The following is a 24,849-nucleotide window of genomic DNA, read 5'->3' as shown; positions in this document are numbered from 1 at the left end:
AATTTGATAATAATCAATTTTTACTCAAATTTAGAGAATACTACATATAATTTACTTGACTGTACAAAATATTATAGTGGGTATCACTGTATATAATTTTCAATTAGCGATGCGCGCTATTCTTCATTCGTAAGTCAATATCAGACCAAATTTGATCTAATCGTTTTTCGGAAATTGTAATTTTAGTTTTCATCGGTTGTGCGAAAAAAGAGACAGCCATCTCCTCAATCATCCAGCGATACTCCGTTAAATCTCCCGGCATTTCATCTCTTCTTGTAAAGAAATCCATAGCATTTTGATAATTTGACCAGTGTGTTTCAATCACAGAATTTTGCTCACGATCTCGAGAAATATTTTTTGGGAAACGTTCAATACGCACTCTCAAGGCTTCGAGAAACCTTGGCAATTCTTTTCGCCATTCTTTAGGTGTTTGACTAATAAAATTGATATACACAAGACGATCAATTGTTTGTTGAACTTGTTTTTCAATTAAAGCTCTATTCATGGGATGCAATGTATTAAGCTCATTACGAACCTCTTTAACAGCCTCAAATATCTCAACGAGCAACTGGCTAAGATCATTTGCAGCAGAGATAATTTGCTTTCGAATGGATTCTATTTGCTGATTAAATATTTCTGCACTTCTAGGTAAAGACTTTAACTCTAAAAAGTCTTGAATAATTGCATGCATGAGATCTTCACGGAGCAAAGTTTCATTGCCTACTTGACGAAACATTAATGCAAGCTTTCCAAATTGTGGCCATTGTTTGCGTAGATATTTTACCTGCTCATTGAGAACCTTAATTGTTAAAGTTGTTAATGTTTTTAGATGTGTTGTTTCAGCCAGGTGCGGTCTATCAAAGAGTTGTTTTTTAAGTTCTAAAGGATGTTGTGAAACAATTACTAAAGCGGGATACCCTTTTAACTCAATTCCATTACGAATAAATCGCTCTTCTTGATCAATATGCCAGTTATCTGGCGTAAAAACTTCATTCTTTGCTGATTCTACTATTGAATTATGCTGTTCTTTTTTATGATTAAAAGTGTTATTTCTTTGATTGTTTTTTTGATTACGTTGCTGGTTTTTCTCATTACCAAAGTAACCTGCTAATTTGTTAAATGCAGACTCAGCTTGACCTTTTAACTTTTGAGTTAACAATGATACATCACGTCCTTCAGCAATTGTTTTACCGCCGGTATCAATGACTCGAATATTCATCTTCAAATGCCGATCAAGTGATTCATCATTGAAGAGATGTGGTTCGATCTCCAATCCTGATTTTCTACTCAAAAATTGCGCGATTTGATAATAGAGATTTCCATCTGCAAACGTTAATTTTGTCAAAATTTCTTCAACAACATTCGGTAAAGGCACAAAGTTTTTACGAATAGCACGGGGTAAGGAACGGATAATTTCAGTGACTTTTTCTTTGAGTAACCCCGGAACAAGCCAATCTAACCGCGTCTTATCGAGTAAATTCAGTGCGGCTAATGGTACTAAAAGAGTCATTCCATCGTGCTCAGAAGCTGGATCAAAAAGGTAAACAGCATTTAATTGCAATTGTCCAAAATTGATTACCGCTGGAAAATCTTCTAAGTTCAGCGCATCATCATTCGCAAGAATATCTTGCTCTGTGAAAATTAAGGAATCATTGTTCTGTTGATTCTTGCACCACTTCTCGAGTGCAGCAACAGAAAAAATATCTGCAGGAAGACGTCTGTTATACCACTCAAATAACTTCCACTCCTCTACTAGAATATCACGTCGACGTGTTTTTTCTTCCATCTCAGCAACACGTTCAATAGTCTTACGATTTTTACGATAAAAATCAGCTCGTGTATGAATCTCCCCTTCAACTAATCCCTCACGAATGAGTAATTCTCGAGATAATGAAGGTTTTATTTTACCGAATGAAACCACTCGATTTTTAATAAATGCAAGATTGAAAAGTCGTACGCTTTCATGGGCAGCTGCCTGACCTTGTTGCTTACTCCAATATGGCTCAGTATATTCACGTTTTAAAAGATGACTTCCAAGTTTTTCCAGCCATTCAGGATTAATAGCGGCATTCGTTCTCGCAAATACTTGGCTTGTTTCAATAATTTCTAATGACATTAGCCACTTAGGTGGTTTTTTAAAGAGCGATGAACCTGGAAATATACGGAATTTTCGACCATTAGCCCCAGTATAAATTTTATCATCACCGATCTCACCAATCTGATCCAAAATACCTACCAATACTGATTGATGAATTTTTTCTTCATTAAATAGTGGAAAACAATACGCCCCCTCTTTAACACCTGAAGGTTGATTATTCGCATCAGATTTAGGGAAATCGTTTAAATTTAGTTTCTGCTTTTTAAAAATCGTTTTTAACTGTTGATAGAGATCGAACCACTCGCGCATCCGCATAAAATTAAGAAAATGCTGGCGACTAATTTTTCGCATCTGATTTTGGCTCTCCTCTTTTACTTTCCCTTGATACCAAGACCAAATATTCAAAAGCGCTATATAATCCGAATTGTTTGCTTTGAAGATACGATGTTTTTCATCTGCTTGCTGCTGCAATTCCAAAGGCCGTTCACGGGGATCTTGGATCGATAAACCTGAAACTAATACCAATATTTCATGTCCAACTCCACTATTTGCCCCATAAATTAACATAGCTCCAAATTTTGGATCAATTGGAATTCGCGCTAGCGTCTTTCCAAGCGGCGTTAATTGCCCATTGTCTTTGACAGCTTTGAGCTCTTTAAGTGTTTGAAAACCCTCTTTTATTTGTCGCTGTTCCGGAATCTCAATAAATGGAAAGTTTTCAGGATTACCGAGTCGTAAATGCCCCATTTGCAAAATTACTGCTGCTAAATGAGTTCGTAATATTTCAGGATCCAAAAACTCCGGTCGTAAATTAAAATCCTCTTCACTATATAGACGGATAGCAATCCCTTCAGCAACTCGTCCACAACGTCCTGAACGCTGATTAGCCGATGCTTGCGCAATAGGCTCAATCAAGAGACTTTGTAAACGACTTCGGGGATTATAACGACTGATTCTTGCAACACCTGTATCAATTACATAACGAATACGCGGGACAGTGATCGAGGTTTCAGCCACATTAGTTGAAAGTACAATGCGTTTACGCCCAGATGGGTTAAAGATTTTTTTCTGCTCGGCCTGACTCAATCGAGAAAAAAGAGGCAAAACATCATAATCGTGAAATGTTTTACGCAATAGATCCGCCGTCTCTAAAATTTCTCGCTCACCAGGCAAGAACACTAGTATATCGCCGGCAGGTTCAGCTTGAAGCTCATCTACTGCTCGAATAATACCTTCTTCTATATCAATTGGGTCATTTTCTTCTTCTAAATGGAGTGGCCTGTATCGTATTTCAACCGGGAAAGTTCTCCCTGATACTTCAATAATCGGTGCTTTATCTGGGCCACCAAAATAATTTGAGAATTTTTCTGGATCAATCGTCGCCGAAGTAATAATGAGTTTGAGATCAGGCCTGCGAGGAAGAATATTTTTTAGTATCCCCAATAGAAAATCGATATTAAGACTTCGTTCGTGAGCCTCATCTATAATAATGACTTCATATTGATTCAAGAAACGGTCATGGGTTAATTCCGTTAATAAAATTCCATCCGTCATTAATTTTAAGACAGTTTTGTCATCCGTCTTATCATTAAAACGCATTTTATAACCAACAAATTCGCCTAATGGACGCTCAAACTCTTCAGCAATGCGCTCAGCTACGGAAAGTGCAGCAAGTCTTCGCGGTTGAGTATGACCAATAAGCCCTCGTGAACCCATTCCGAGCTCTAAGCAAAATTTCGCTAATTGTGTAGTTTTACCCGACCCCGTTTCACCACAGACAATTAAGACTTGATATTTCTTTAATGCTTCAAGTATTGATTCTCGAGCCTGATAGATCGGGAGGTCTTCTTGATAATTTAAATCAGGGAATTGTGCACGAATTTCATCGGTTTTGGAGGCTGAATCAACAATTTTTTGCTTAATAATCTCAAACTGTTGCTCAGGAAAAGGAGCTAGCATTTTCTTAAGACGCATCAATTCTCTATTTAAGAAAAAGTAATCTTTCGTTTGCGTAAAAGGGAGTAATGCTTCTAATTGTGCTATTTTATTACGTGCATCCATATTTTATAATTTCTAATCGAGAATATTGTCAAAAGAAAATGTATCTAGAACGTTGCCTCTTTTAATAATGAGGAGGAATTTCTTCTTCTAACGTCCACTCTTTATCATCATTACCAGGAATTTCTTTAACTTTATTGATCAACTGCTGAGAGATTCGCATTAAACATTCAATTTTCCCTTGTTGTTCAATAATTGTTTGATTTAATAGTTCAATATTGTACTCATGGAAAGCTTCTCGACTTTCAAGTTCAGTAACACGTGCGATTAAATCTTGGATAATCTCTTCAGAATTCATGCTTTCCTTACAATCTTTAAATTATATTATTCTCACTATTATACCCTGAAATAGATTTTTCTAGATTTTGAAGTATCAAAAATTTAAGGCAACAAAAAACCGAACTTATTAAAGTTCGGTTTAATATTTGGAGCGGGAAACGAGACTCGAACTCGCGACCCCGACCTTGGCAAGGTCGTGCTCTACCAACTGAGCTATTCCCGCTAGACAGAAATACATTATAGAGTGAAATTAAAATCTGTCAACGCTCTATATGCACAAAAAGTTACCAACAAAATCTTAGATTATAGACCGCGAGATTCTATTCTTTGCAGTAGATCTTTCGGCGAAACATAGCCAGGAATCATTGAACCATCTTCCAAAATAATTGCAGGGGTACCTTGTACTCCCATCTCTATTGCGAGTTTGTATTGATCTGCAATAGGATTTTTACAAGAATGAGTCTCAATAGATTCGCTACTTTTAGCTTCAGCTAATTGAACAGCTTGATCTAACGCCGCATTACGATCTGGTGAACACCACACCGAAACCATATCTTCATAGCCTTTGGAGTTTAACCCTCGATAAGGAAATGCTAAATATCGAACAGTTATCCCACTTGCAAGATAATCATCAAGCTGCGAATGAAGCATACGACAAAAAGGACAATCCGTAGTCGTGAATACTGTGATCACATGCTTCTCGTTCGGAGAACGATAGATCGTCATATCTTTTTCATCGACTCCAGCAATCTTCTCTTTATTACGTTCATTGACATAATTATCACTTAGATTAATCCCTTTTACCAAATCAATGGCATTGCCTTCGAGCATGTAACGCCCATCTTTAGAAAGGAAGATAGGATAAGGACTCTCTTTTAGAAAAATCTCATAAAAACCTTCTATTTCTGAAGGTTGAGTTTTTTCAATCGTCACACCTGTAATAAGATTATTAAAGTGCGTTAAATCTGCTTCTGCTAAAGCAATATTCGTCATCCCTAAGAGTACAAGCCCAGATAAGAGCGATTTTTTCATAAAGTCCTCTATTAATTATTTAAGAAGTAAGCGTCATTATACGTGAATGACGATAATTTAGTTTTTTTCATTTACAAATTAAATAGAGTGTTTTAATTCGTAAACAGTGATAATCAATTTTAACAAGCATTAATTAAAAGCTCTAGCCACGAGGATGGTTAAGTGCATGTAATTTCTTCAATCGTTCCTTAGCAACATGAGTATAAATTTGCGTTGTAGAAAGGCTACTATGCCCAAGTAACACCTGCACAACACGTAGATCAGCCCCATTATTTACTAAGTGGGTTGCAAATGCATGGCGTAATGTATGCGGAGAAATTTCCCCCGCAACACCAATCGATTTAGCATATTTTTTAATAATATACCAAAATGCCTGGCGACTCATTGCACCACCACGGTTACTCACAAATAGAATATCACTCGAGAAACCTTTCAATAATTGTGGGCGTGATTGCTGAATATAATCCATTACCGCCTCCATCGCAACCTCTCCAATGGGGACTAAACGCTCTTTATCCCCCTTACCCACTACTCGTATACATCCTCGTTCAAAGTTAATCTGACTATATTCTAACGAGATCAATTCTGATACCCGAAAACCACAAGAATAGAGCAACTCTAGCATAGCGTAATCTCTTAGCCCTAATGTGGTATTTAAATCAGGTGCATTTAAGAGTGCCTCTACTTGCTCAGGAGATAATGTAACAGGAAGCGGTTTATGGAATTTGGGAAGTTTAATCGCATCAGTTGGATCATCACTACGAAGTTTTTCTTGAATGAGGAATCGGAAAAAATGCCGATAACAGGAAAGATAACGCGCAAGACTTCGTGGATTGACTTGCTTTTCAAGTTCTTGAGCGAAAAAATGATTTAATTGATCATGAGTAAGATTAATTAATGCCGTATTGTTTGATGCAGCAAAAAACTGAAGCTTTTTAAGATCATGAGTGTAAGAATCGTCTGTTTTAGCGCTTGCGCCTCGTTCAAAAAGCAATCTCTCACCAAACTTTTTTAGTAGTAAATCATCTCCCCTGTTGTTAATCATTATTACTCCTCCCAACCATTAACGATTAATGAAATATTTTAGCATTTTCATGGAATTATGTTTTTTCTAGATGACTATATCTAAATTGATAAACGAATCACTAAAGCAATCAATGTCACTAAAAGCACCGGAGTTGTTAAAATAACTCCAACACTAAAGTAGTAGCCCCAAGAAATTTTCAAATTTTTGGCTGCCAGTACATGTAGCCATAAAAGTGTTGCTAAACTTCCTATTGGCGTGAATTTCGGTCCCAAATCACTCCCGATAACGTTTGCATAGACCATCCCTTCTTTAATGACACCACTAGCATATGATGTCTCAATAGAGAGTACGCCCATTAAAACGGTTGGTAAATTATTCATAATAGACGATAGGATCGCCATGATAAATCCTGTACCGATAGTACTAATCCCAAGATTTTGCAGCGATAATTTATCTAATATTAAGACTAAATACGTCATTATTCCAGCATTTCGTAGTCCAAAAACAACTAGATACATACCTAATGCAAAGATGACAATTTGCCAAGGCGCTGCTTTTAATACTTTTTTAGAAGAGATTTTGGAACTATTTTTAGATGCAATTAACAATATTAGTGCACCGATCATTGCAATGAAGCTTACGGGAATGCCGATGATATCAGATACAAAAAAACCTAATAATAGACTTATTAAAATCCCCCAGCCAATGAAAAAGACCGCCCGATCCTGAATTGCCAATGAAGGATTAATGACTTCAGGCATCGCTGCTAATTGGTATTGAAATGGGATATCTCTTCGAAAAAAGAGTAAAAGGACAGATAGGGTTGTAAAAACTGATACTACATTTACCGGTATCATTATCGAGGCATAACGGCTAAAACTTATCGAGAAATAATCTGCTGAAACAATATTCACAAGATTGGAAACCGTCAATGGAAGGCTAGCTGTATCGGCAATGAAGCCTGCACCCATAATAAATGCTAAAGTTGTGGCTCTGCTTGCACCTAATTGTAATAAAATCGCTATCACGATGGGTGTAAGAATCAATGCAGTACCATCGTTTGCAAAAAATGCCGAGATAGTAGCGCCCAGTATAATCATATAAATAAATAGGCGTGTACCGCTTCCTTGCCCAAGACGCGTGATATAGAGTGCTGCCCATCTAAAAAAACCTGTTTCATCTAGAACTAAGCTAATGATGATAATTGCCACAAAGGTCAGCACTGCATTCCAAATAATTCCCCAGACTGTAACTATATCAGATAGATCGGTCACACCAAAAGTCAGTGAAAGTAACGCACCTAAAATAGCACTATACCCAATACCAAGCCCTTTGGGTTGCCAAATTACAAGCGTCAAAGTAAAAATAAAGATGACTATGGCTAATAACATAATTTATTCCATAATTGAAAGAAGAAAGCTATTGTATGCAATTTCCCGTAAATAAAATAAAAACTATAAAGAGTATTCTTTATAGTTTTTATGATTATAAACCTGTTATAGGGGAATGATTTCTACGAAATTTTCTTATCGCTTAAGAAATACTAGATCCCAAACACCATGTCCTAAACGTAAACCCCGCGCCTCAAATTTAGTAGGCATACGATGGGTTTGATTTTCTACAAATCCATCAACACTATTTTTATAGTCGTTTGATGCGAGCATCACTTCCATCATATGCTCGGCATAAGGTTCCCAATCGGTTGCCAAGCAGAGACGGCCTCCAGAGATCAATTTTTTTGCTAATAAAGAAACAAATTCCTGTTGAATAATTCGACGCTTGTTATGTTTCTTTTTATGCCAAGGATCCGGAAAAAAAATCTGAATACAATCAATACTCTCATCAGGGATACATTCTTTAAGCACATGAACTGCATCATAATCGATTGCACGGATATTCGTTAATTCTTTCTCTTCTACATCTAATAAAAGTCTTCCAACACCGGGGCGATGAACTTCTATTCCCAAAAAATCCCGCTCAGGCTCACGCTCCGCCATTTGGGATAAAGATGCTCCATCACCAAAGCCAATTTCCAATGTCCGCTTATTGTTAACACGTCCAAATAATTGGTCTAGATCCCACTTTTCATTAATTTGATCATGCGAAACGAGATAGGGGCTTTCTGTAAGAACGCGCTCTTGCCCTTTCGTTAACCGGCCTTCGCGCTTTACAAACGATTTAATAGTTCTAAGCGGGCGTGTTGTGTCTTTTGTATTTTCCATCGATATATTCAGCTATAATTTGTTTAAACTCATCAGCGATCTTATCGCCTTTTAATGTAACCGATCGCTCTCCATCTACATAAACTGGTGCGACTGGTTTTTCCCCATTTCCTGGTAAACTAATACCAATATTAGCCATTTTGGATTCGCCAGGACCATTGACGATACACCCCATGACTGCAACTACCATTTTTTCAACACCATCATATTGATTTTTCCAAATCGGCATATTGTTATCAATGTAACCCTGTATCTCTTGTGCTAAATATTGAAAATCATCACTACTTGTTCGTCCACAACCGGGACATGCAACAACTTTTGGGGTAAATGCGCGAATTTGTAAACTCTGTAAGATCTCTCTCCCTACTAATACTTCTTCAGTTCTCGGTGCATTTGGTTCCGGTGTCAAAGAGATTCGAATTGTATCACCAATTCCTTCTTGTAGCAGAACGGCAAGCGAAGCTGTTGAAGCTACTACTCCCTTCATTCCCATCCCAGCCTCCGTTAATCCTAGATGAAGGGGGAGATTAATCTTCCCTGCGATCGCTCGATATACGCGAATTAATTGCTGGCTTTGACTTACTTTTACAGACAAAATAATATCTTCATCCGTCATCCCAATCTCTTTTGCAAAAGCAATGCTTTCTAATGCCGAAACAATCATCGCATCACACATTAACTCATCATTTGTTAGTGGTACAGCACACTTAAGATTTTGATCCACAAGGCGCTTGAGTACTTCGGGATCAAGACTTCCCCAATTGACGCCAATTCGAACAGGTTTTTGGTATTTTAAAGCTTCCTCGACAATAGAGGAAAACTGCTCATCTTTACGAGCTCCGCGACCAACATTTCCAGGGTTAATCCGCAGCTTCGCAAGCGCCTTTGCACATTCAGGCTCTGCTTGTAAAAGGCGATGACCATTGAAATGAAAGTCCCCAACGACTGGTGTTGTATATCCTGCAATATCTAATTTTTCGACAATAAAAGGCACTGCTTTTGCCGCAAGTTCACTGTTAACGGTGACTCTCACTAACTCAGAACCAGCATCTGCAAGTTCAATAATTTGCTTAACGGTTGCATCAATATCTTCCGTATTGGTATTAGTCATTGACTGTACGCGAACTGGATACTCAGATCCTATGCCAATATTTCCAACCATTACTTGACTAGTTTGGCGGCGTTTGATGGTAAAAACCATGAAGTATTCCTTTTATTTTTCGAAAAAATAATGAAGCTTATTATCGCTAAAAGAACGTTTAATCACAAGAGCGATATAAGTCCGATTCTTTGATATAATCGGCAACATTCATATTCTTAAAATTTCTATTCATTATCGACACATTAGGAACATTATGTCATATCTCGTCTATAAAGCTCTGCATATTATCTTCATGGTTACATGGTTCGCAGGACTCTTCTATCTACCACGAATTTTTGTTTATCACGCGATGAATAAATCCCCTGAAACAAGCGAAACATTTAAAGTCATGGAGCGTAAACTAATGATCATGACTAATATTGGTGGTGCTTTGACCGTAATTTTTGGGCTTATCTTGATTATGAAAAATCCTGATTTACTCAAGATGGGATGGTTACATTTTAAGTTAACGCTTGTGTTCTTACTGCTAATCTATCACTATTTTTGCTACCATTACGTATTAGTATTTCGTAAAGATCAAAATAGCCATACACATAAGTTTTATCGTTATTTTAATGAAATTCCAAGTCTAATATTGGTATTAGTAGTATTTCTTGTCGTTCTCAAAGCAATACCATTTATTCATTTTTAAATTAAACATGCAAAATAACCAAAAGGCGAGCATATATGCTCGCCTTTTTATTACCTATTTTAAATTCTATTTAAAGGCTTTTACAAACGCTAATACTTCCGAGACATGCCCAGGAACTTTTACCTTACGCCACTCTTGTAAAACTTGTCCTGTTTTATCAATTAGAAAAGTACTTCTTTCAATTCCAAGCCCAATTTTGCCAAACATGTTTTTCTCTTTAATAACATCAAATGTTTTACAGAGAATTTCATCTGTATCTACAAATAGTGGAAATTGTAATTTAAATTTTTCGGCAAAGTTTTCGTGAGATTTCTTACTATCGCGAGATACTCCTACGATTGAACAACTGTGCTTTTCAAACTCTTCAAAATGATCTTTAAAATCTTCAGCCTCATTACTACATCCTGGTGTATTGTCTTTTGGATAGAAATAAACAACAATAAAATCACCTTTCTGGCTAGATAGTGAACTCTTTTCTGTCTGCGTTTCAAATTGTTGATCCAGTATCTCTTTTGCAACTTTTTCCATAACAGCTACTCCTTTATCTATATTTTAATGAGTGAACGAAGATTTGAAGCAACATATTACATGAGCTAAATCTTATCACTCTATTCATATTAGCATGAAATTCATAAAGGAAAATTTTGATGATTGAGCATTGGTTAAGGTTATTTCATACACCACATATAGGTCCGAAACGACTAAGAAAATTGCTAGAATATTTTGAAACAGCAGAAAATGCATTGTTAGCTGATGATCTCGATTGGTATAGAGCAAAAATGCCAAAATTAGTGATTGAATCCCGCAACAAAATGAACCAACAACACTTTTGTGAATCCATGCGATGGCTTGACAGTGATCAGGGAGAAATCATAGCTTATGATAATGAACACTATCCCGCGCTTTTAAAAGAAACTTATGCTCCGCCGATGCTTCTTTTTATTAAAGGGAACAGCACAATACTCTCAAGTCCACAAATTGCAATTGTTGGCGCACGAAAACCTTCTGAAGAAGGGATATATAATGCTAAAATTTTTGCACGCCAGCTTTCAAAAATAGGTTTGACTATTACCAGTGGGCTAGCACTTGGAATTGATAAAATTGCCCATCAATCGGCGGTCAACCTTCATAACCCCACTATCGCAGTTTTAGGAACAGGTCTTAATGAGATCTATCCAAAAAATCATCAAAACCTCTATCAAGAGATTATTCAAAATTATGGAGCTGTAATTAGTGAATACCCTCTTTCAATGCCCCCTAAACCTCAAAATTTTCCGAGACGTAACCGAATTATTTCAGGTCTATCTTTTGGTACATTAGTTGTTGAAGCTACGGTTAAATCCGGTTCCTTAATTACGGCGCGCTTGAGTATGGAAGAAAACCGTGAAGTATTTGCGATTCCAGGCTCAATCCATAAACCACAATCACGAGGATGCCATCAATTAATACGGGAAGGTGCAACTTTAGTTGAATCTTGTGATGATATCCGCACGATTATTCATTCCTGGGGGATATCAATCGAGAAGGCCAATGAACCAATAGAACAGTTGTCGCTTTTTTCAACGAAATCTACTCAAAATGAGGAAATATCAATACCTGAAACTGAAACAATACTTTTACCACCAATTGCAAATGATCATCCTTACATCAATACGTATCATCAACTCGCTTCCCCGAAAACAATTAATCAACTCGTTGAACAACTACAACTACCTAGTGCAACGCTTACAAATCATTTAATGACGTTGGAGTTAGAGGGATATATCACAGTAAATCAAGGGTTTTATCGTCAGATAAAGTAGAAAAATGCTCACTTTTGATATTTTGAAGTTGTTTTAAAAAGTCTGGACGAGAAAAGTGCTTTACGTAGCCACCTTCTTCATCTAACAAAATAAGATCAATCTGGGGATTAAAAAATGTTGTTAAACCACGATTACGATTCATATTTAAAAATGAATGTCTTGAAACATTCTCAATAAAGGATATATCGTTTTCTTGCAATAATCGTTTTAAAGATTCAGTATAGCCTCCAATGACATACAAACATTTCAGTATTCCTGCTTCACGCACATTGTCCAAAACACTCCATAGAAGCTCTTCGTTACCTTGATAAAAATAGAGAATATTTTTTTTACCAAGAAGATGATGTGTACCGATCAAATCTTGTCGCAACAACCCTTCGAAATATGGTAACGATTTCCCCAGTTGCAACGGTTCGTTCTGCGCAAAAGGAGAAACGGTTGCATTTTGTAAATATGACTCCAAAAGTAATAATCGTTTAATAATACTCTGAGTCTCATCCGGCGAGTCTTTTTTTTGTAGCGTCAATGAACGCCAACTACTTGGTTGGCTAATGTGAATACCTTGAGGTCTCCCCATTAGTTTTCGTTTTAAAAATTCCAATTCAACATAAAACCGAGAGATCGGTGAAATATAATAATTATCAAATCGTTGTAGAACTTCTTTCTTGTCGTAATGTGTCATCTATCACTCATTATTTTCTAAAATTTATCACTCAAATTATAGCTCAATAAAAAGGCACTAATAAGATTAGTGCCTTTTATAATAGAACGAAATGTCATCTCTTTTTATTAATCGTTACTTGCTAAAATTAAACGTAACAAGCTAGAGAAAATGTTATACAGCGCAATATAAATATCTAATGCCACACTGATATAGTTATTTTCACCACCACGAACAACACTATTAATTCTCCACAAAATAATTGCGCCAGAGAAAGGGATAATTAGCATCGATAGTAATAAATTGATAAACGGCATTTTCAAGAAAAAGAAGTTTAAAGCGATCGTCGCAATCATGACTAAGCCCAATGCACCAACATACTTTCCAATTGCTGAGAAATCTTTTGTCGCATCACTTCCTAGCGCTGCTAATACTAAGAACAAAGCTGCTGTTCCACCAGCAGCAATCCCAATATATTGCCATGCATTAGGATGAGAAAGTGCGACAGTTAAAAGTGGACCAAGCATCATTCCCATTAAGAATGTAAAAACGAACATAAGCGCAAGACCAACATTTGAGGTCTTATTCGCTTCGATTGCAAATGAAAGACCATAAAAAGCGACCATAAAACCTACGAAGAATAGAATGGGACTTGATTGCATCAAAGAAAATACTATTCCTGTCTGAATTGAGAGATATGCGCCAATAATCGTTGGAATCAAAGAGAGTGCAACTAAAGTATATGCTTGGCGTAATACTTTATTCATCCCCTGCCTTTGAACCGCTCCCATTGCGTCTGTTTGATAATAATTATTCATCTGTTATAACTCCTTAGGGTTATCATATTTCAACAAATATTGAAAAAAATGCTCAAAGCGAAACGCTCTGAATTTGCACCATTATACCATTTACGTATGAATTATTGCGAGCATTTCAATTGAAATAGAAGTAAAAAAATGCGATTCTACCCTTCATTTAATGTAATAATCGATTCAAAATTAACTACTACGAGTTTGCATCCCCGTGCCTAAATATAAATTGAAACCCAATAGAATTATTTTAGCTATGGCATTTGCGTTTCCTATTATAGGAAATGCATCACCAATTGCTTGCGAAATATCGCCTCTTGCAAAACTGCTCACTAAACCTTTAGAGAACCCTTCAAAAGCAGAAGTGAAGGCAATCGCTAATGATGGTGAGTTAACACCAATAGAAGGCCGTCTATGGGGGAATGCAAAATTTATCTACGGAAATGATGAACTCACGAGTGAAGGCTTTCACCTTAATCGTATTGACCAAATAGTCACCTCTACCGGGGATAATGTAACATACGCAACACCCAATGCTGTTTTACAGGGACGTAAGGGAACCTATTTACTTAATCAAAATGAAGTGTTTTTTAATGACACACAATATTATTTGGTGGCCGAGCCGAATATACAAGGACGTGCCTCACATATCGATCATAATGAACATACTCGAATTTCGATTATGGAAAATGCCACCTATTCAACCTGCAGCATCGATAATGAAGTGTGGAAAGTGAAGTCTAGTACCATAGAAGTTGATCATAATGCTGGTCGCGCTAAAGCACATAATGCAACGTTAAATATATTCGGTATCCCGCTTCTATACACACCTTACATATCACTTCCGATTGATGGTAAACGCCACAGTGGATTATTAACTCCTGAAATTGGGATGAGTAAAAGCGATGGGTTTATTTTCTTCCTCCCATACTATTTTAATATCGCTCCTAATATGGATGCTATCCTAGCCCCAGGGATTATTCAAAAACGAGGATTGGCTGTTAAAGGAAATTTTCGCTATCTAAATGAATGGCAAACATTAGAATTAGATGGAACATATCTTTTTAAAGATCGTTTGTATGATGATAAAAAACGATGGATTTTCAGATATCAACAAGATTTAAGATTTACAAAAAACTTCACCGGTAATATTCTCTATCATGCAATTTCTGATGATCATTACCAAGAAGAGGTCAATGACCAAAGCGGGTTATTAAGAGAGATTACATTAGATCGTAATGCTGAGCTAAATTATCGCACTGAAAACTGGGCAGCCAAATTACGCCTTCAAGATTTTGTAGTCACAGATCGAGAAATTATCCCCAATAATCCCTATGGACGAGCCCCACAATTTCTTTTTAAAGGGAATTGGGATCTCAAAGGATTTGATATTGGCATTGATGCAGAATTTGTACAGTTCAAGGCTAAAGATAACCATCTACTCGATAAAAGAAAACCCTATAAAGCGACAAGGATTGATATCATGCCATATATTGGCACTCGCTTAGAAAATGCTTGGGGCTATATCGAACCGATTGCAAGATTCCGTTATACACACTACAACCTCTCATATAAAAATGAACGATACAATGAAGGTAAAGAGACGAGTATTACACGCTCACTCCCAATATTTAGTGTTCGCACTGGAATGTTTTTTGAAAAAAATATTGAATTCGACAAGCTGTTTGGCGGTGGGGAATTTATACAAACAATAGAGCCGGAACTCTATTATCTATATGCACCTTACAGAAAACAGAGTGATATTCCAATTTTTGATACCTCAAATGCATCCAATAACTTTTACAATCTCTTCACTTATAATGCTTTTTATGGTGCTGATAGACAATCCAATGCCAATCAAGTAACAACGGCATTAACATCAAGAATTTTTAATGCAAAAACTGGCGCAGAAAAATTCAACTTTTCCATTGGCCAAACTCAATACTTTGAGAATCCACGAATTACACTTGGCAACGATTTAGATGAAAATCGTGAAAAAATACGTCGTTCTGATCTCAGTGGGAAATTAGGCTTTGATATTATTTCTGGTTTACGCTTTGATAGCAATATTCAGTGGTCACCTACGACTAAACGCGTTTCATATGGAAATATTGATCTTAAATATCGACCTGCTCCTCGCAAAATGTTTACTATCAGCTATCGTTACGATAGATGGAACATTGATACTAAAAATGATTACATCGATGCCTCTGTTTTTTGGCAACTCAACAACAAATGGGCAATTGCCGGACGCTATAATTATGCACTATCAGAGTCTAAAATGATTGAAAGTGTCATTGGATTTGAGTATCAAGATTGTTGTGTTGCGACCCGTGTTGCTGCACGATACTACCGTAACAACGTACATGACAATAATAAACAATGGCGCCTATATTTAGAATTTGAACTTGATGGTATGGGAAGCTTTGGACAAAACACCCAGCAGCTTTGGAAAGATAATATTTCTGGTTTTACCCCAAGAAGAAATAGGTATTTCTAAAAATTCTAGGAGAGCTTTGATACACAGTACATAAACACACTTTGACTAAAATTTACGCCCACTGATAACAATAATGTTAATTTTTTGATTTTAAGCTATTTATGGTTGATTTAAGAGAATGGATTCCCACATTTAAGGACAATCTCACATGAGTTAATTTAAAAAAAGATAGCCATCTCTGAAAAAAAGTGTAAAATTCCCCAAACCTCAAAAGTAAATGGGGTTTTTTTATGGAAATACTATTTCCATATTTGATACAAGGGGGCAATAATTCATCTGAATTAACGCGGCTAATTTATCTCTCTTAACATGCCCAAAGGCTGGGGGAAATAAACTTATGTTATTTAAATCTCGAGCGTTATCTCCTAACGCTACTTCTACACCATCTTCGCCTGCAAAATTGCAACAGACACTTGTGCTCTGGCAATTGATTATGATTGGATTAGCATACATGCAGCCCATGACTGTTTTCGATACATTTGGTATCGTTAGCGAACAATCTGGTGGCCATGTACCAACAGCCTATATCATCACCCTTATCGCGATGATGTTTACTGCTCTTAGCTATGGAAAAATGGTTCGCTATTATCCATCGGCGGGGTCAGCATATACTTATGCACAACGTTCACTCAACCCTAATCTTGGCTTTGTGATTGGCTGGTGTACGATGCTTGATTATCTATTTAATCCGATGATTAACATCTTACTTGCAACGATCTATCTTAAGACATTAATTAGCAGTGATATTAGCATCTGGTTCTATGTTGTTCCTTTAGCCATTGTTATGACCTATATTAACTATCGTGGCGTAGAATTAGTGGCTAATGTCAATACACTAATTGTCTTCTGTCAGCTGTTACTTATGGGTATTTTCCTTGCACTTGTGATTAAAGGACTTATGGTCGATGGAATTGGGCAAGCAACAATTGCAAGTACATCGCCATTTTTTACACCTGATATGCAGTTAGGTGCAGTTGCAGCAGGATCTGCAATCCTATGTTTTTCATTCTTAGGATTTGATGGCTTAAGCTCACTATCTGAAGAAACAAAAAATGCAGCTAAAACTGTGCCTCGCGCAATCTTTTTAACCACATTTATAGGCGGTTTGATTTTCATCGGCATGACTTACTTTATGCAGCTCTATTTTGAAGGCTATGTCTTTCAAAACCCTGAAGAGAGCCAACCAGAAGTACTGTTCTATGTAGGTGAACGTTCATTGACAAGCTTTGTTGCAGCAACATTTTTTCAATCAGTAGGATTATGGTTAGCAATATTAGCTGTTTGTGCTTCAGGTATTGCTGCTCACACCGGAGTTTCACGAATGATGTATGTAATGGGGCGTGATGGTGTTTTACCCCCTAAGATTTTTGCATACATTAATCCAAAATACAAAACCCCATCAATCAATATTATTATTGTAGGAATTGTCTGCCTAACTGCTGGATTCTTTGATCTTAGTTTTGCCTTGCATCTTGTTAACTTTGGGGCACTAACAGCATTCTTTTTTGTTAATTTATGTGTTGTTGTCCAGTATTACATTCGTGATAAAAAACGGTATTCCGTTAACAGCAATATACAGTACTTAATCTTCCCAGTGCTAGGCATGGCGTTTATCAGCTATCTCTGGTATAGCTTAGAATATCAAGCATTGATTATTGGCCTTGTTTGGGGAATTATCGGTATTGCTTATCTTGCCTTTGTGACTAAAGGCTTCACGCAATATCCGAAAGAATTCTTAAGTCGCTCACGCACACCGGATCAATAGTTGACAGAATCATCAATCTATAATGTAAAGGCCTCTATCATGAGGCCTTTAATCATTTTAAATGAATATGATAAATATAACTCACTAAGTAAAATAACTTTTTAGAGCACTTATTTGGTAAGATATTGTTACTGAATAAGAATACCAATTTTTATCAGGAGGGAATCAATATGCAAGATCTTCAGCGAATACACCCATTTGAGTTGATTAAGTATGATAATAACTTTTTTGGTCTTTTCTTCCCAGCAGATGATCGATATGAGATTTTTGACCAGCTCGAACTTGAAAACAGCGGTTATAGTTGGGTCGATATTATCGAATTTTACTTAGAAAATGAGCTAACTGATCTTCAAGGAAAATTTAGTTACGAACCAGACAAAGAAAGTTGTGAGCTTCGTGGAGAGTTTGATGATATCAAAAGCTTTGTTCTCAATTTTAGACCACTCTACTTCAATGACACTCAACTTACTCTATTGATTGAGGAGATGCAAGAAGCTTGGTATTAATTCCCCTCCCTTAATAATCACCGATGAGACTCATCAAAGGATAATGCATGAAATATTCAATTTTAGATTTAGCCAATATTAATCAAAATGAAACTGCAAAATCCGCTTTTGATCGTGCTGTTGATCTTGCTCGACTAGGCGAAAACAGTGGCTATACTCGTTTTTGGGTTGCAGAACATCATAATATGATTAATATTGCAAGCTCTGCTACCGCCGTTTTAATCGGTCATATTGCCGAAAAAACATCTAAAATTCGTATAGGTGCTGGAGGTATTATGCTTCCTAATCATGCACCTTTAATGGTTGCCGAAGCATTTGGTACGCTAGAAACACTCTACCCTAACCGTATTGATCTCGGTCTTGGACGAGCGCCAGGGACAGATCAAGCAACATCTTACGCGCTTCGCCGCGATCCTTCACGAGCTGAACAATTTCCTAATGAAGTTGCTGAGCTGCTCACCTATTTTCATCCACAAGACAATCAACGTATTCAGGCTATTCCAGGAATGAATTTAGATATCCCTGTATGGATTTTAGGTTCTAGTCTCTTCGGAGCACAACTAGCAGCATACCTTGGGCTACCTTATGCATTTGCAGGTCATTTTGCGCCAGCTCAGATGAAAACCGCATTAAGCATTTATCGAGAAAAATTCCAACCATCTATATATCTTGATAGACCCTATTCTATGCTCTGTATGAATGCTGTTCTTGCTGATACTCGAGAAGAAGCGAATTATCTTTTTACCACTATGCAACAAAGTTTTTCATTGCTAATCCGTGATGAACGAAAATTAACACCCCCACCGATTGATGACATTGAAAGCTTCTGGAATCCTCTTGAAAAACGCCATGCGTCTACGATGTTAAAACTTTCGACCGTAGGAACGAAAGAAGACGCAGAAGAATATATTCGTGAATTACTCGAAGATATCGAAGTCGATGAGCTAATGTTTTCAGGAATGATTTACGACAATGAGAAACGCCTCTACTCATTTGAGCTATTGAGCAAAGTGATGAAAAAAATTAATGCTTAATAAAAATTACGACTAAAACTCTAAAAGAAAGGTTACAGGTCCATCATTGGTAAGCGTCACTTGCATCTCTGCCCCAAATTGACCTGTCTCTACTTTCTTAACTTTTGTTCGAGCATAATTAACTGCATATTCAAAAAGCTCATGCCCTAACACCGGAGGAGCTGCACTGGTAAAACTAGGACGTAGTCCTTTAGCCGTATTAGCTGCTAATGTGAATTGAGAAACTAATAATAATTGGGCATCCATTTCTAACAATGAAAGATTCATCTTTCCTTCAGAATCTGAAAAAAGACGATATTTAACCAGCTTATCAATTCCTTTTTCGACAAGCTCTTTATTATCATGAGGTTCAATTCCTATCAATGCCAAAACCCCCTTCGTTATTTCTCCAGTTATTTGATTATTGACCTTCACATTTGCTTGAGTGACGCGTTGTATCAAAATTTTCATCAGGTCTCCTAAAATGATTCATCAATCACTAAAATTTTTATTAAAAACTATCCTTGTATTATTCGAACGATAGATCTTACGCTCTAATAAAATAAAAACAGTATAATAGCGAAATTATGATAATCAAAGAAACAGAGCAAACAACTATGAAGCTACTTCTTGTCGATATTGGCAATACAACCGCAGATTTTCGTTTTTATGATAGCGAATCAAAAATTCTAGTACCATTATTTCGCCCTCTTAGCCAAGATACAAAGCTTCAAAACTCTCAAGAAATATCCCAGCAACTTAGCAGATTCCCTTATTCTTTCAATGCTATTGCCTATGTTTCAGTTGTACCCAAGATTAATGACACTATCAGAGAATTAGGCAACCTACTTAAAATTCCTGTTTATAGCCTTAGACAAGATCTGCCAATTGAATGGGATCGTTTTAAATTAAAGAATGTTCACCTCTTAGGGGCCGATTTTATTGCTAATTTTTACGGGGTACAAAAGAAATATCGTTTTGAAAACTGCGCTGTTATTGCGTTAGGCACCGCAACGACAATCTTTATTATTCAAAATGGGAACTTTATAGGCACCACAATCTCACCGGGTATTAAAACAAGTTTAAATGGCTTATTTGCTCAAGCGGCGCTGCTTTCAGAAATGGAGTATCAATATTTAGAAAAGCCGTTAGGCTTTGATACATTTGAATCAATGAGCATTGGTACAATCAATGGCCATTACTATATGATTGAAGGGTTAATTTCAAAAATGCGTGAAATATACACAATAGATCACATCCTATTTACGGGAGGGAATGCCCACTATTACATAGATAAAGTCACTGATGCGCATTTTTATGACGAAAATTTAATTTTTTACGGTCTTATCTATCTGGCCGAACAATCTTTTTTATCAAATACATCTATTTAAAATAAGACAAAAAATGCTACACACTCCTAAATTTTGGCAAAAAAAGACGCTCTTAGCCCGTTTACTACTTCCAATTTCTGCCCTTTATAACTTTGTCTCTTTTATTAACCTAGCTCATAAGCGTAAAAACTCATCACAGTTACCGGTTCCTGTTATTGTCATTGGAAATATTAATATTGGTGGAACAGGGAAAACCCCCGTTACCATTGCTTTAATTAAATCCCTTCAAAATAAAGGCCTCAATGTCGGTGTTTTATCACGCGGTTTCGGTCGTAGTAGCAATAATAAAATTATTGTCAACACCGAACATACTGTCAACGAGATAGGGGATGAACCATTGTTAATTTTTCAAAAAACTCAGGCACCGATGGCGGTATATAGTAACCGCTACGAAGCTGGACTTTCACTATTAGAGGCTTTCTCAAAGTTAGATCTTTTAATATGCGATGATGCCCTTCAGCACCAGCAATTGAAACGAGATATCGAGATTGTAGTAATTGGTAAACAAGGATTTGGTAATGGTTACCTATTCCCTGCTGGCCCCTTAAGAGAACCTCTATTCCGTTTAAATAGCACCGATTTTCTAATTAACAATGGTTTTGACATAAAAACCATTCAGCAATATAGCAAAAAGCCAATTTTCTCTATAAAAAACCAACTTGGTAGCCCTTATAACTTAGTTACAAAAGAGATATCACCATTACAAAACTGGAAAAATATCAAAGTAACGGCTATTGCAGGAATTGCATATCCTGAAAATTTTTATGATATGCTTCAGGCTCACGGACTCGAACTTCAAATTAAAGCTTTTCCAGACCATCATCAATATATAGAAAGTGATTTTTCTTCAATTGAGACACCTATATTAATGACTGAAAAAGATGCTGTTAAATGTACTACATTTAACAATCCGAATATATGGGCTGTACCGCTGAAAACAACGCTTCCAGAGACCTTCATTGATTCCATCATTAAGATCATTAAGACACTTTAACCTTTAACTCTACAATGATAAACATATGCTGGAGGTAAATTTTTAAAAACTCGCTTGCGCTCCCAATCAAAATAACGCGATAAAACATGTTCCATTTTTTGCGTATATTGAAACAGCACCAACGAACCACCAGATAGTTCCAAAATTGCGACAATTGCCTTAAGGATTCGCAAAGATATCCGTAATGGCAATGACAAAAAAGGCAAACATGAAAAGACTACATCAAAGGGTTTATCTAATTTCTCGGCAGATATTTTACAAATTTCTAACCGCTTATCATCGATTTTTTCGAGTGAGTTAAAAAAAAGGGAATTAATTTCATAAGCGAAAAGTTTTGCATCTTTCGGCATCGCTCGCAAAATATGTTTAGTAAGGACCCCATCACCAGCACCTAGTTCTGCAACAAGTAAGTTATCCCTCTTCCAATCTATTTCGGATACCATAGCCTTACAGAGCGCTACCGAAGATGGAATTAATGTACCAACACTTCTTGGAGAAGTTAAAAAGCTATGTATATAGGTAAGGTGCTTTTTATAATCTGATGACATATATCGACTTTTATTAGCAATAAGTGATCTAATTATACAATTTTATAAGCGTATAAAGTATTTTTAATTACAATCTTTGTAAATTAGTTATAACGATACCATTCTTGAACCAAGAAATTAATATAAAACACCCATACAATATCACACCCATCCACCTATCCTTTAATTACGTAAGGTAAATGCTTCACAATTAATAGCGCATTATTTCTACAATAAAAAGGCTTGTTTTTTTATGAAAATCAATTATCATTTCATTCATAGTTTTACTGAGTTCAACAATTCAAACACTTTCTTCTAGCATGAATAATGTTTGACAAGAATTGATAATTCGGTATAATTCACAACTTATGCGAGCGTGGCGAAATTGGTATACGCGCTAGACTTAGGATCTAGTGGTTCATCCGTGAGAGTTCGAGTCTCTCCGCTCGCACCATATTTAGTTATGGTGACAACCGTTCACCTTAATAAGATTAAGAAGGTGCTAAATAGCACCTTTTTTTATATTTGCAATATTAGAATTTTAATGAAAGTCGGGTATAAGATTATGTCAGTAGAAACATTAGAAGGCCTTAAACGTCGTGTAGTGATTGAACTTGATGAGAAGAAAGTTAAAGAAGATATAGAAAATCGTCTTCAAAACCTTGCTCGTCGTATCCGCGTAGATGGATTCCGCCCTGGTAAAGTTCCAGTGAAAGTCGTCCGCAGTATGCATGGTGCAGAAGTTGAGAATGAAGTAATCGGTGAAGCTATTGGCGCAAAATACCAATCAATCATTGAAGAATTAAAATTATCTCCTGCTGGTCAACCTGTAATTGACATGCCTAAAGATGATAATAAATACTCATTTACTGCTGAGTTTGAAGTAATGCCTGAGGTTAAACTCGATAATCTTGATAAATTAGAAGCTGTCAAATTTGAAGCAGAAGTTACAGAGGCAGATCTTGAAAATATGCTCAAAACACTTCAAAAGCAGAGCCAAACTTGGAAAGCGAGCGACAAAGCTGCGCAATTAGAAGATCGTGTAAATATTGATTTTGTTGGTCGCGTTGATGGTGAAGAGTTTGATGGCGGTAAAGCTGAAAATACTCCTCTTCTTCTCGGATCTAATTCAATGATTCCTGGTTTTGAAGACCAAATCGTTGGTATGAAAAAAGGCGAGAAAAAAACCATTAAAGTTACTTTTCCAGCAGAATATCAAGCTGAACATCTTGCAGGTAAAGAAGCTGAGTTTGATATCACTGTCAACAGTGTTGAGACAGGTGAACTACCTGAAATTGATGCAACATTTGCAGAGCGATTTGGTATTGAGGGTGGTGATGTTGAAAAACTTCGCGCAGAACTTCGCAAAAATATGGAACGTGAATTAAATAGCGTTATCCATAGCCGTTTTAAAGCATCGATACTTGAGTCATTAGAAAAAAATCATGAGTTAGAAGTTCCTGAAGTGATGGTTATTTCTGAAGCACAAGCTATGGCGCAACAATCGAACTTCCCGCAGCCTAAATCGCAAGAAGAAGCGAATCAATTAATGGAACTTGTAAAACAAATTTTTGCAAAGCAGGCTGAACAAAAAGTGCGCTTGAGCCTTCTTGTTAGCCAGTTTATTGAAGACAATAAAGTTGCTCCAGACGAGAAATATGTTGATCAACGTTTAGAACTAATTGCTTCTACATATGAAGACCCTGCTGAAGTTATTGAGCACTTTAAAAAAGACAAAAATACAATGCAAAATATCCGTAACATCGCTTTAGAAGATCAAATCGTCGATCTTTTAGCTGAAAAAGCAGCGATTGTTACAGAGAAGAAATCTTTCGATGAGTTGATGAATCAATCTCAACGATAATTTTTATTCATCAGTACTAACCTGCTTTCATTGATAAAATAGATAAAACAGGTTAGTATTATGGATTGGTGCTCTTTTATTCAAAGGGCAATTTTTTAAACTTTATATAAATTGAGGTGATGTTCAATGCCTTCCGTCAAAATTCGTGAGAATGAACCATTTGACGTTGCTATGCGTCGTTTTAGACGTGCTTGCGAAAAAGCAGGTATCGTATCTGAGGTGCGTGCACGTGAGTACTATGAAAAACCGACAACTGAAAGAAAGCGTAAGAAGGCTGCGGCTCAGAAGCGCCATTATAAACGTATAATGCGCGAATCTAACCGTAGAATACGTTATTACTAATTGTTGCTTAGTTTTTTAACTACTCAGCGATTGAGTAACGTAAAAACCCTAGATTTATTTCTAGGGTTTTTTTATTAGCTATAAAGTTATAGCTTACGCAGCAAAAACTACAAGACTATAATATTTATTATATATAAGTAGAACCAAAACTTAGTCTAATAGTAAT

Annotated in this window: 22 protein-coding genes and 2 tRNA genes; 11 read left to right on the top strand and 13 right to left on the bottom strand. The window is 36.5% G+C overall.

Translation table 11 applies throughout. The features are described 5' to 3' along the window. Nucleotides 1-103: 103 nt before the first annotated feature. The 8 genes from hrpA to ispG form a co-directional block, all read right to left on the bottom strand. A complete protein-coding gene (gene hrpA / locus ACPF7B_RS02510; RefSeq protein WP_490506063.1) occupies nucleotides 104-4,159 on the bottom strand; it encodes an ATP-dependent RNA helicase HrpA in 4,056 nt (1,351 codons plus the stop codon). 61 nt (nucleotides 4,160-4,220) lie between these two features. After that, the gene (locus ACPF7B_RS02505) at nucleotides 4,221-4,454 is read right to left on the bottom strand and encodes a SlyX family protein (protein ID WP_490506062.1); all 234 of its coding nucleotides are present in this window, start codon (nucleotides 4,452-4,454) and stop codon (nucleotides 4,221-4,223) included. Between the two features lie 128 nt (nucleotides 4,455-4,582). Next, nucleotides 4,583-4,658, bottom strand: a tRNA-Gly gene (locus tag ACPF7B_RS02500). A gap of 80 nt (nucleotides 4,659-4,738) precedes the next feature. After that, nucleotides 4,739-5,467: a thioredoxin fold domain-containing protein gene (locus ACPF7B_RS02495; protein ID WP_490506061.1), complete on the bottom strand. Its 729-nt coding sequence runs from the start codon at nucleotides 5,465-5,467 to the stop codon at nucleotides 4,739-4,741. A 142-nt stretch (nucleotides 5,468-5,609) separates the two neighbouring features. Further along, nucleotides 5,610-6,512 carry a site-specific tyrosine recombinase XerD gene (xerD, locus tag ACPF7B_RS02490; RefSeq protein WP_490506060.1) on the bottom strand — a complete coding sequence of 301 codons (903 nt, stop codon included), beginning with the start codon at nucleotides 6,510-6,512 and terminating at the stop codon, nucleotides 5,610-5,612. Between the two features lie 80 nt (nucleotides 6,513-6,592). Further along, a complete protein-coding gene (locus ACPF7B_RS02485) occupies nucleotides 6,593-7,885 on the bottom strand; it encodes an arsenic transporter (RefSeq protein WP_490506059.1) in 1,293 nt (430 codons plus the stop codon). A gap of 135 nt (nucleotides 7,886-8,020) precedes the next feature. Next, nucleotides 8,021-8,716 (bottom strand): tRNA (guanosine(46)-N7)-methyltransferase TrmB, encoded by a 696-nt coding sequence (gene trmB / locus ACPF7B_RS02480; protein ID WP_490506058.1) that lies wholly within the window; start codon nucleotides 8,714-8,716, stop codon nucleotides 8,021-8,023. Then, on the bottom strand, nucleotides 8,682-9,917 hold the full coding sequence (gene ispG / locus ACPF7B_RS02475; RefSeq protein ID WP_490506057.1) for a flavodoxin-dependent (E)-4-hydroxy-3-methylbut-2-enyl-diphosphate synthase: 1,236 nt from the start codon (nucleotides 9,915-9,917) through the stop codon (nucleotides 8,682-8,684). The genes trmB and ispG overlap by 35 nt, the downstream gene beginning before the upstream one ends. 154 nt (nucleotides 9,918-10,071) lie before the next feature. Here ispG and hemJ point away from each other — a divergent pair, with 154 nt between their 5' ends. Then, nucleotides 10,072-10,509, top strand: a complete 438-nt coding sequence (hemJ, locus tag ACPF7B_RS02470) for a protoporphyrinogen oxidase HemJ (protein ID WP_490506056.1) — start codon at nucleotides 10,072-10,074, stop codon at nucleotides 10,507-10,509. Between the two features lie 66 nt (nucleotides 10,510-10,575). Here the strand turns inward: hemJ and ACPF7B_RS02465 are convergent, their stop codons facing one another. Continuing rightward, the gene (locus ACPF7B_RS02465; RefSeq protein ID WP_490506055.1) at nucleotides 10,576-11,037 is read right to left on the bottom strand and encodes a peroxiredoxin; all 462 of its coding nucleotides are present in this window, start codon (nucleotides 11,035-11,037) and stop codon (nucleotides 10,576-10,578) included. 119 nt (nucleotides 11,038-11,156) lie between these two features. On the opposite strand from ACPF7B_RS02465, the gene dprA reads away from it, so the two are divergent. Then, on the top strand, nucleotides 11,157-12,311 hold the full coding sequence (gene dprA / locus ACPF7B_RS02460; RefSeq protein WP_490506054.1) for a DNA-processing protein DprA: 1,155 nt from the start codon (nucleotides 11,157-11,159) through the stop codon (nucleotides 12,309-12,311). Here dprA and ACPF7B_RS02455 read toward each other — a convergent pair. Beyond that, the gene (locus ACPF7B_RS02455) at nucleotides 12,274-12,993 is read right to left on the bottom strand and encodes a hypothetical protein (RefSeq protein ID WP_490506053.1); all 720 of its coding nucleotides are present in this window, start codon (nucleotides 12,991-12,993) and stop codon (nucleotides 12,274-12,276) included. The genes dprA and ACPF7B_RS02455 overlap by 38 nt on opposite strands. Before the next feature lie 107 nt (nucleotides 12,994-13,100). Next, entirely contained in the window at nucleotides 13,101-13,790 is a 690-nt protein-coding gene (locus ACPF7B_RS02450; RefSeq protein WP_490506052.1) for a Bax inhibitor-1 family protein, read from the bottom strand. 247 nt (nucleotides 13,791-14,037) lie between these two features. Between ACPF7B_RS02450 and ACPF7B_RS02445 the strand changes: the two genes are divergently transcribed. The 4 genes from ACPF7B_RS02445 (at nucleotide 14,038) to ACPF7B_RS02430 (ending at nucleotide 19,586) form a co-directional block, all read left to right on the top strand. Then, on the top strand, nucleotides 14,038-16,281 hold the full coding sequence (locus ACPF7B_RS02445) for an LPS-assembly protein LptD (protein WP_490506051.1): 2,244 nt from the start codon (nucleotides 14,038-14,040) through the stop codon (nucleotides 16,279-16,281). Between the two features lie 337 nt (nucleotides 16,282-16,618). After that, nucleotides 16,619-18,046, top strand: a complete 1,428-nt coding sequence (locus ACPF7B_RS02440) for an APC family permease (RefSeq protein WP_490506050.1) — start codon at nucleotides 16,619-16,621, stop codon at nucleotides 18,044-18,046. Nucleotides 18,047-18,216: 170 nt separating this feature from the next. After that, complete coding sequence (locus tag ACPF7B_RS02435) at nucleotides 18,217-18,552, top strand: hypothetical protein (RefSeq protein ID WP_490506049.1); 336 nt, start codon at nucleotides 18,217-18,219, stop codon at nucleotides 18,550-18,552. Nucleotides 18,553-18,599: 47 nt separating this feature from the next. Beyond that, nucleotides 18,600-19,586, top strand: a complete 987-nt coding sequence (locus ACPF7B_RS02430) for an LLM class flavin-dependent oxidoreductase (RefSeq protein WP_490506048.1) — start codon at nucleotides 18,600-18,602, stop codon at nucleotides 19,584-19,586. 12 nt (nucleotides 19,587-19,598) lie between these two features. Here the strand turns inward: ACPF7B_RS02430 and dtd are convergent, their stop codons facing one another. After that, complete coding sequence (dtd, locus tag ACPF7B_RS02425) at nucleotides 19,599-20,036, bottom strand: D-aminoacyl-tRNA deacylase (RefSeq protein ID WP_490506047.1); 438 nt, start codon at nucleotides 20,034-20,036, stop codon at nucleotides 19,599-19,601. 116 nt (nucleotides 20,037-20,152) lie between these two features. On the opposite strand from dtd, the gene ACPF7B_RS02420 reads away from it, so the two are divergent. Continuing rightward, entirely contained in the window at nucleotides 20,153-20,956 is an 804-nt protein-coding gene (locus tag ACPF7B_RS02420) for a type III pantothenate kinase (protein WP_490506046.1), read from the top strand. A 13-nt stretch (nucleotides 20,957-20,969) separates the two neighbouring features. Further along, the gene (gene lpxK, locus ACPF7B_RS02415; protein ID WP_490506045.1) at nucleotides 20,970-21,950 is read left to right on the top strand and encodes a tetraacyldisaccharide 4'-kinase; all 981 of its coding nucleotides are present in this window, start codon (nucleotides 20,970-20,972) and stop codon (nucleotides 21,948-21,950) included. On the opposite strand, the gene ACPF7B_RS02410 is transcribed toward lpxK, so the two are convergent. After that, nucleotides 21,947-22,498: a class I SAM-dependent methyltransferase gene (locus tag ACPF7B_RS02410; protein ID WP_490506044.1), complete on the bottom strand. Its 552-nt coding sequence runs from the start codon at nucleotides 22,496-22,498 to the stop codon at nucleotides 21,947-21,949. The genes lpxK and ACPF7B_RS02410 overlap by 4 nt on opposite strands. Nucleotides 22,499-22,847: 349 nt before the next feature. Here ACPF7B_RS02410 and ACPF7B_RS02405 point away from each other — a divergent pair. From ACPF7B_RS02405 to rpsU, 3 genes are all read left to right on the top strand, one after another. Further along, nucleotides 22,848-22,931: transfer RNA gene (locus ACPF7B_RS02405), tRNA-Leu, on the top strand. A 111-nt stretch (nucleotides 22,932-23,042) separates the two neighbouring features. Next, a complete protein-coding gene (tig, locus tag ACPF7B_RS02400) occupies nucleotides 23,043-24,341 on the top strand; it encodes a trigger factor (RefSeq protein ID WP_490506043.1) in 1,299 nt (432 codons plus the stop codon). Between the two features lie 126 nt (nucleotides 24,342-24,467). Then, nucleotides 24,468-24,683 carry a 30S ribosomal protein S21 gene (gene rpsU, locus ACPF7B_RS02395; protein ID WP_242152456.1) on the top strand — a complete coding sequence of 72 codons (216 nt, stop codon included), beginning with the start codon at nucleotides 24,468-24,470 and terminating at the stop codon, nucleotides 24,681-24,683. The last annotated feature ends 166 nt before the right edge of the window (nucleotides 24,684-24,849 follow it).

It is taken from the genome of Ignatzschineria sp. 22MB058224 (genome assembly GCF_058188435.1).
The sequence above is the reverse complement of the archived record's forward strand: the minus strand, read 5'-3'. Positions and strand labels throughout refer to the sequence as shown.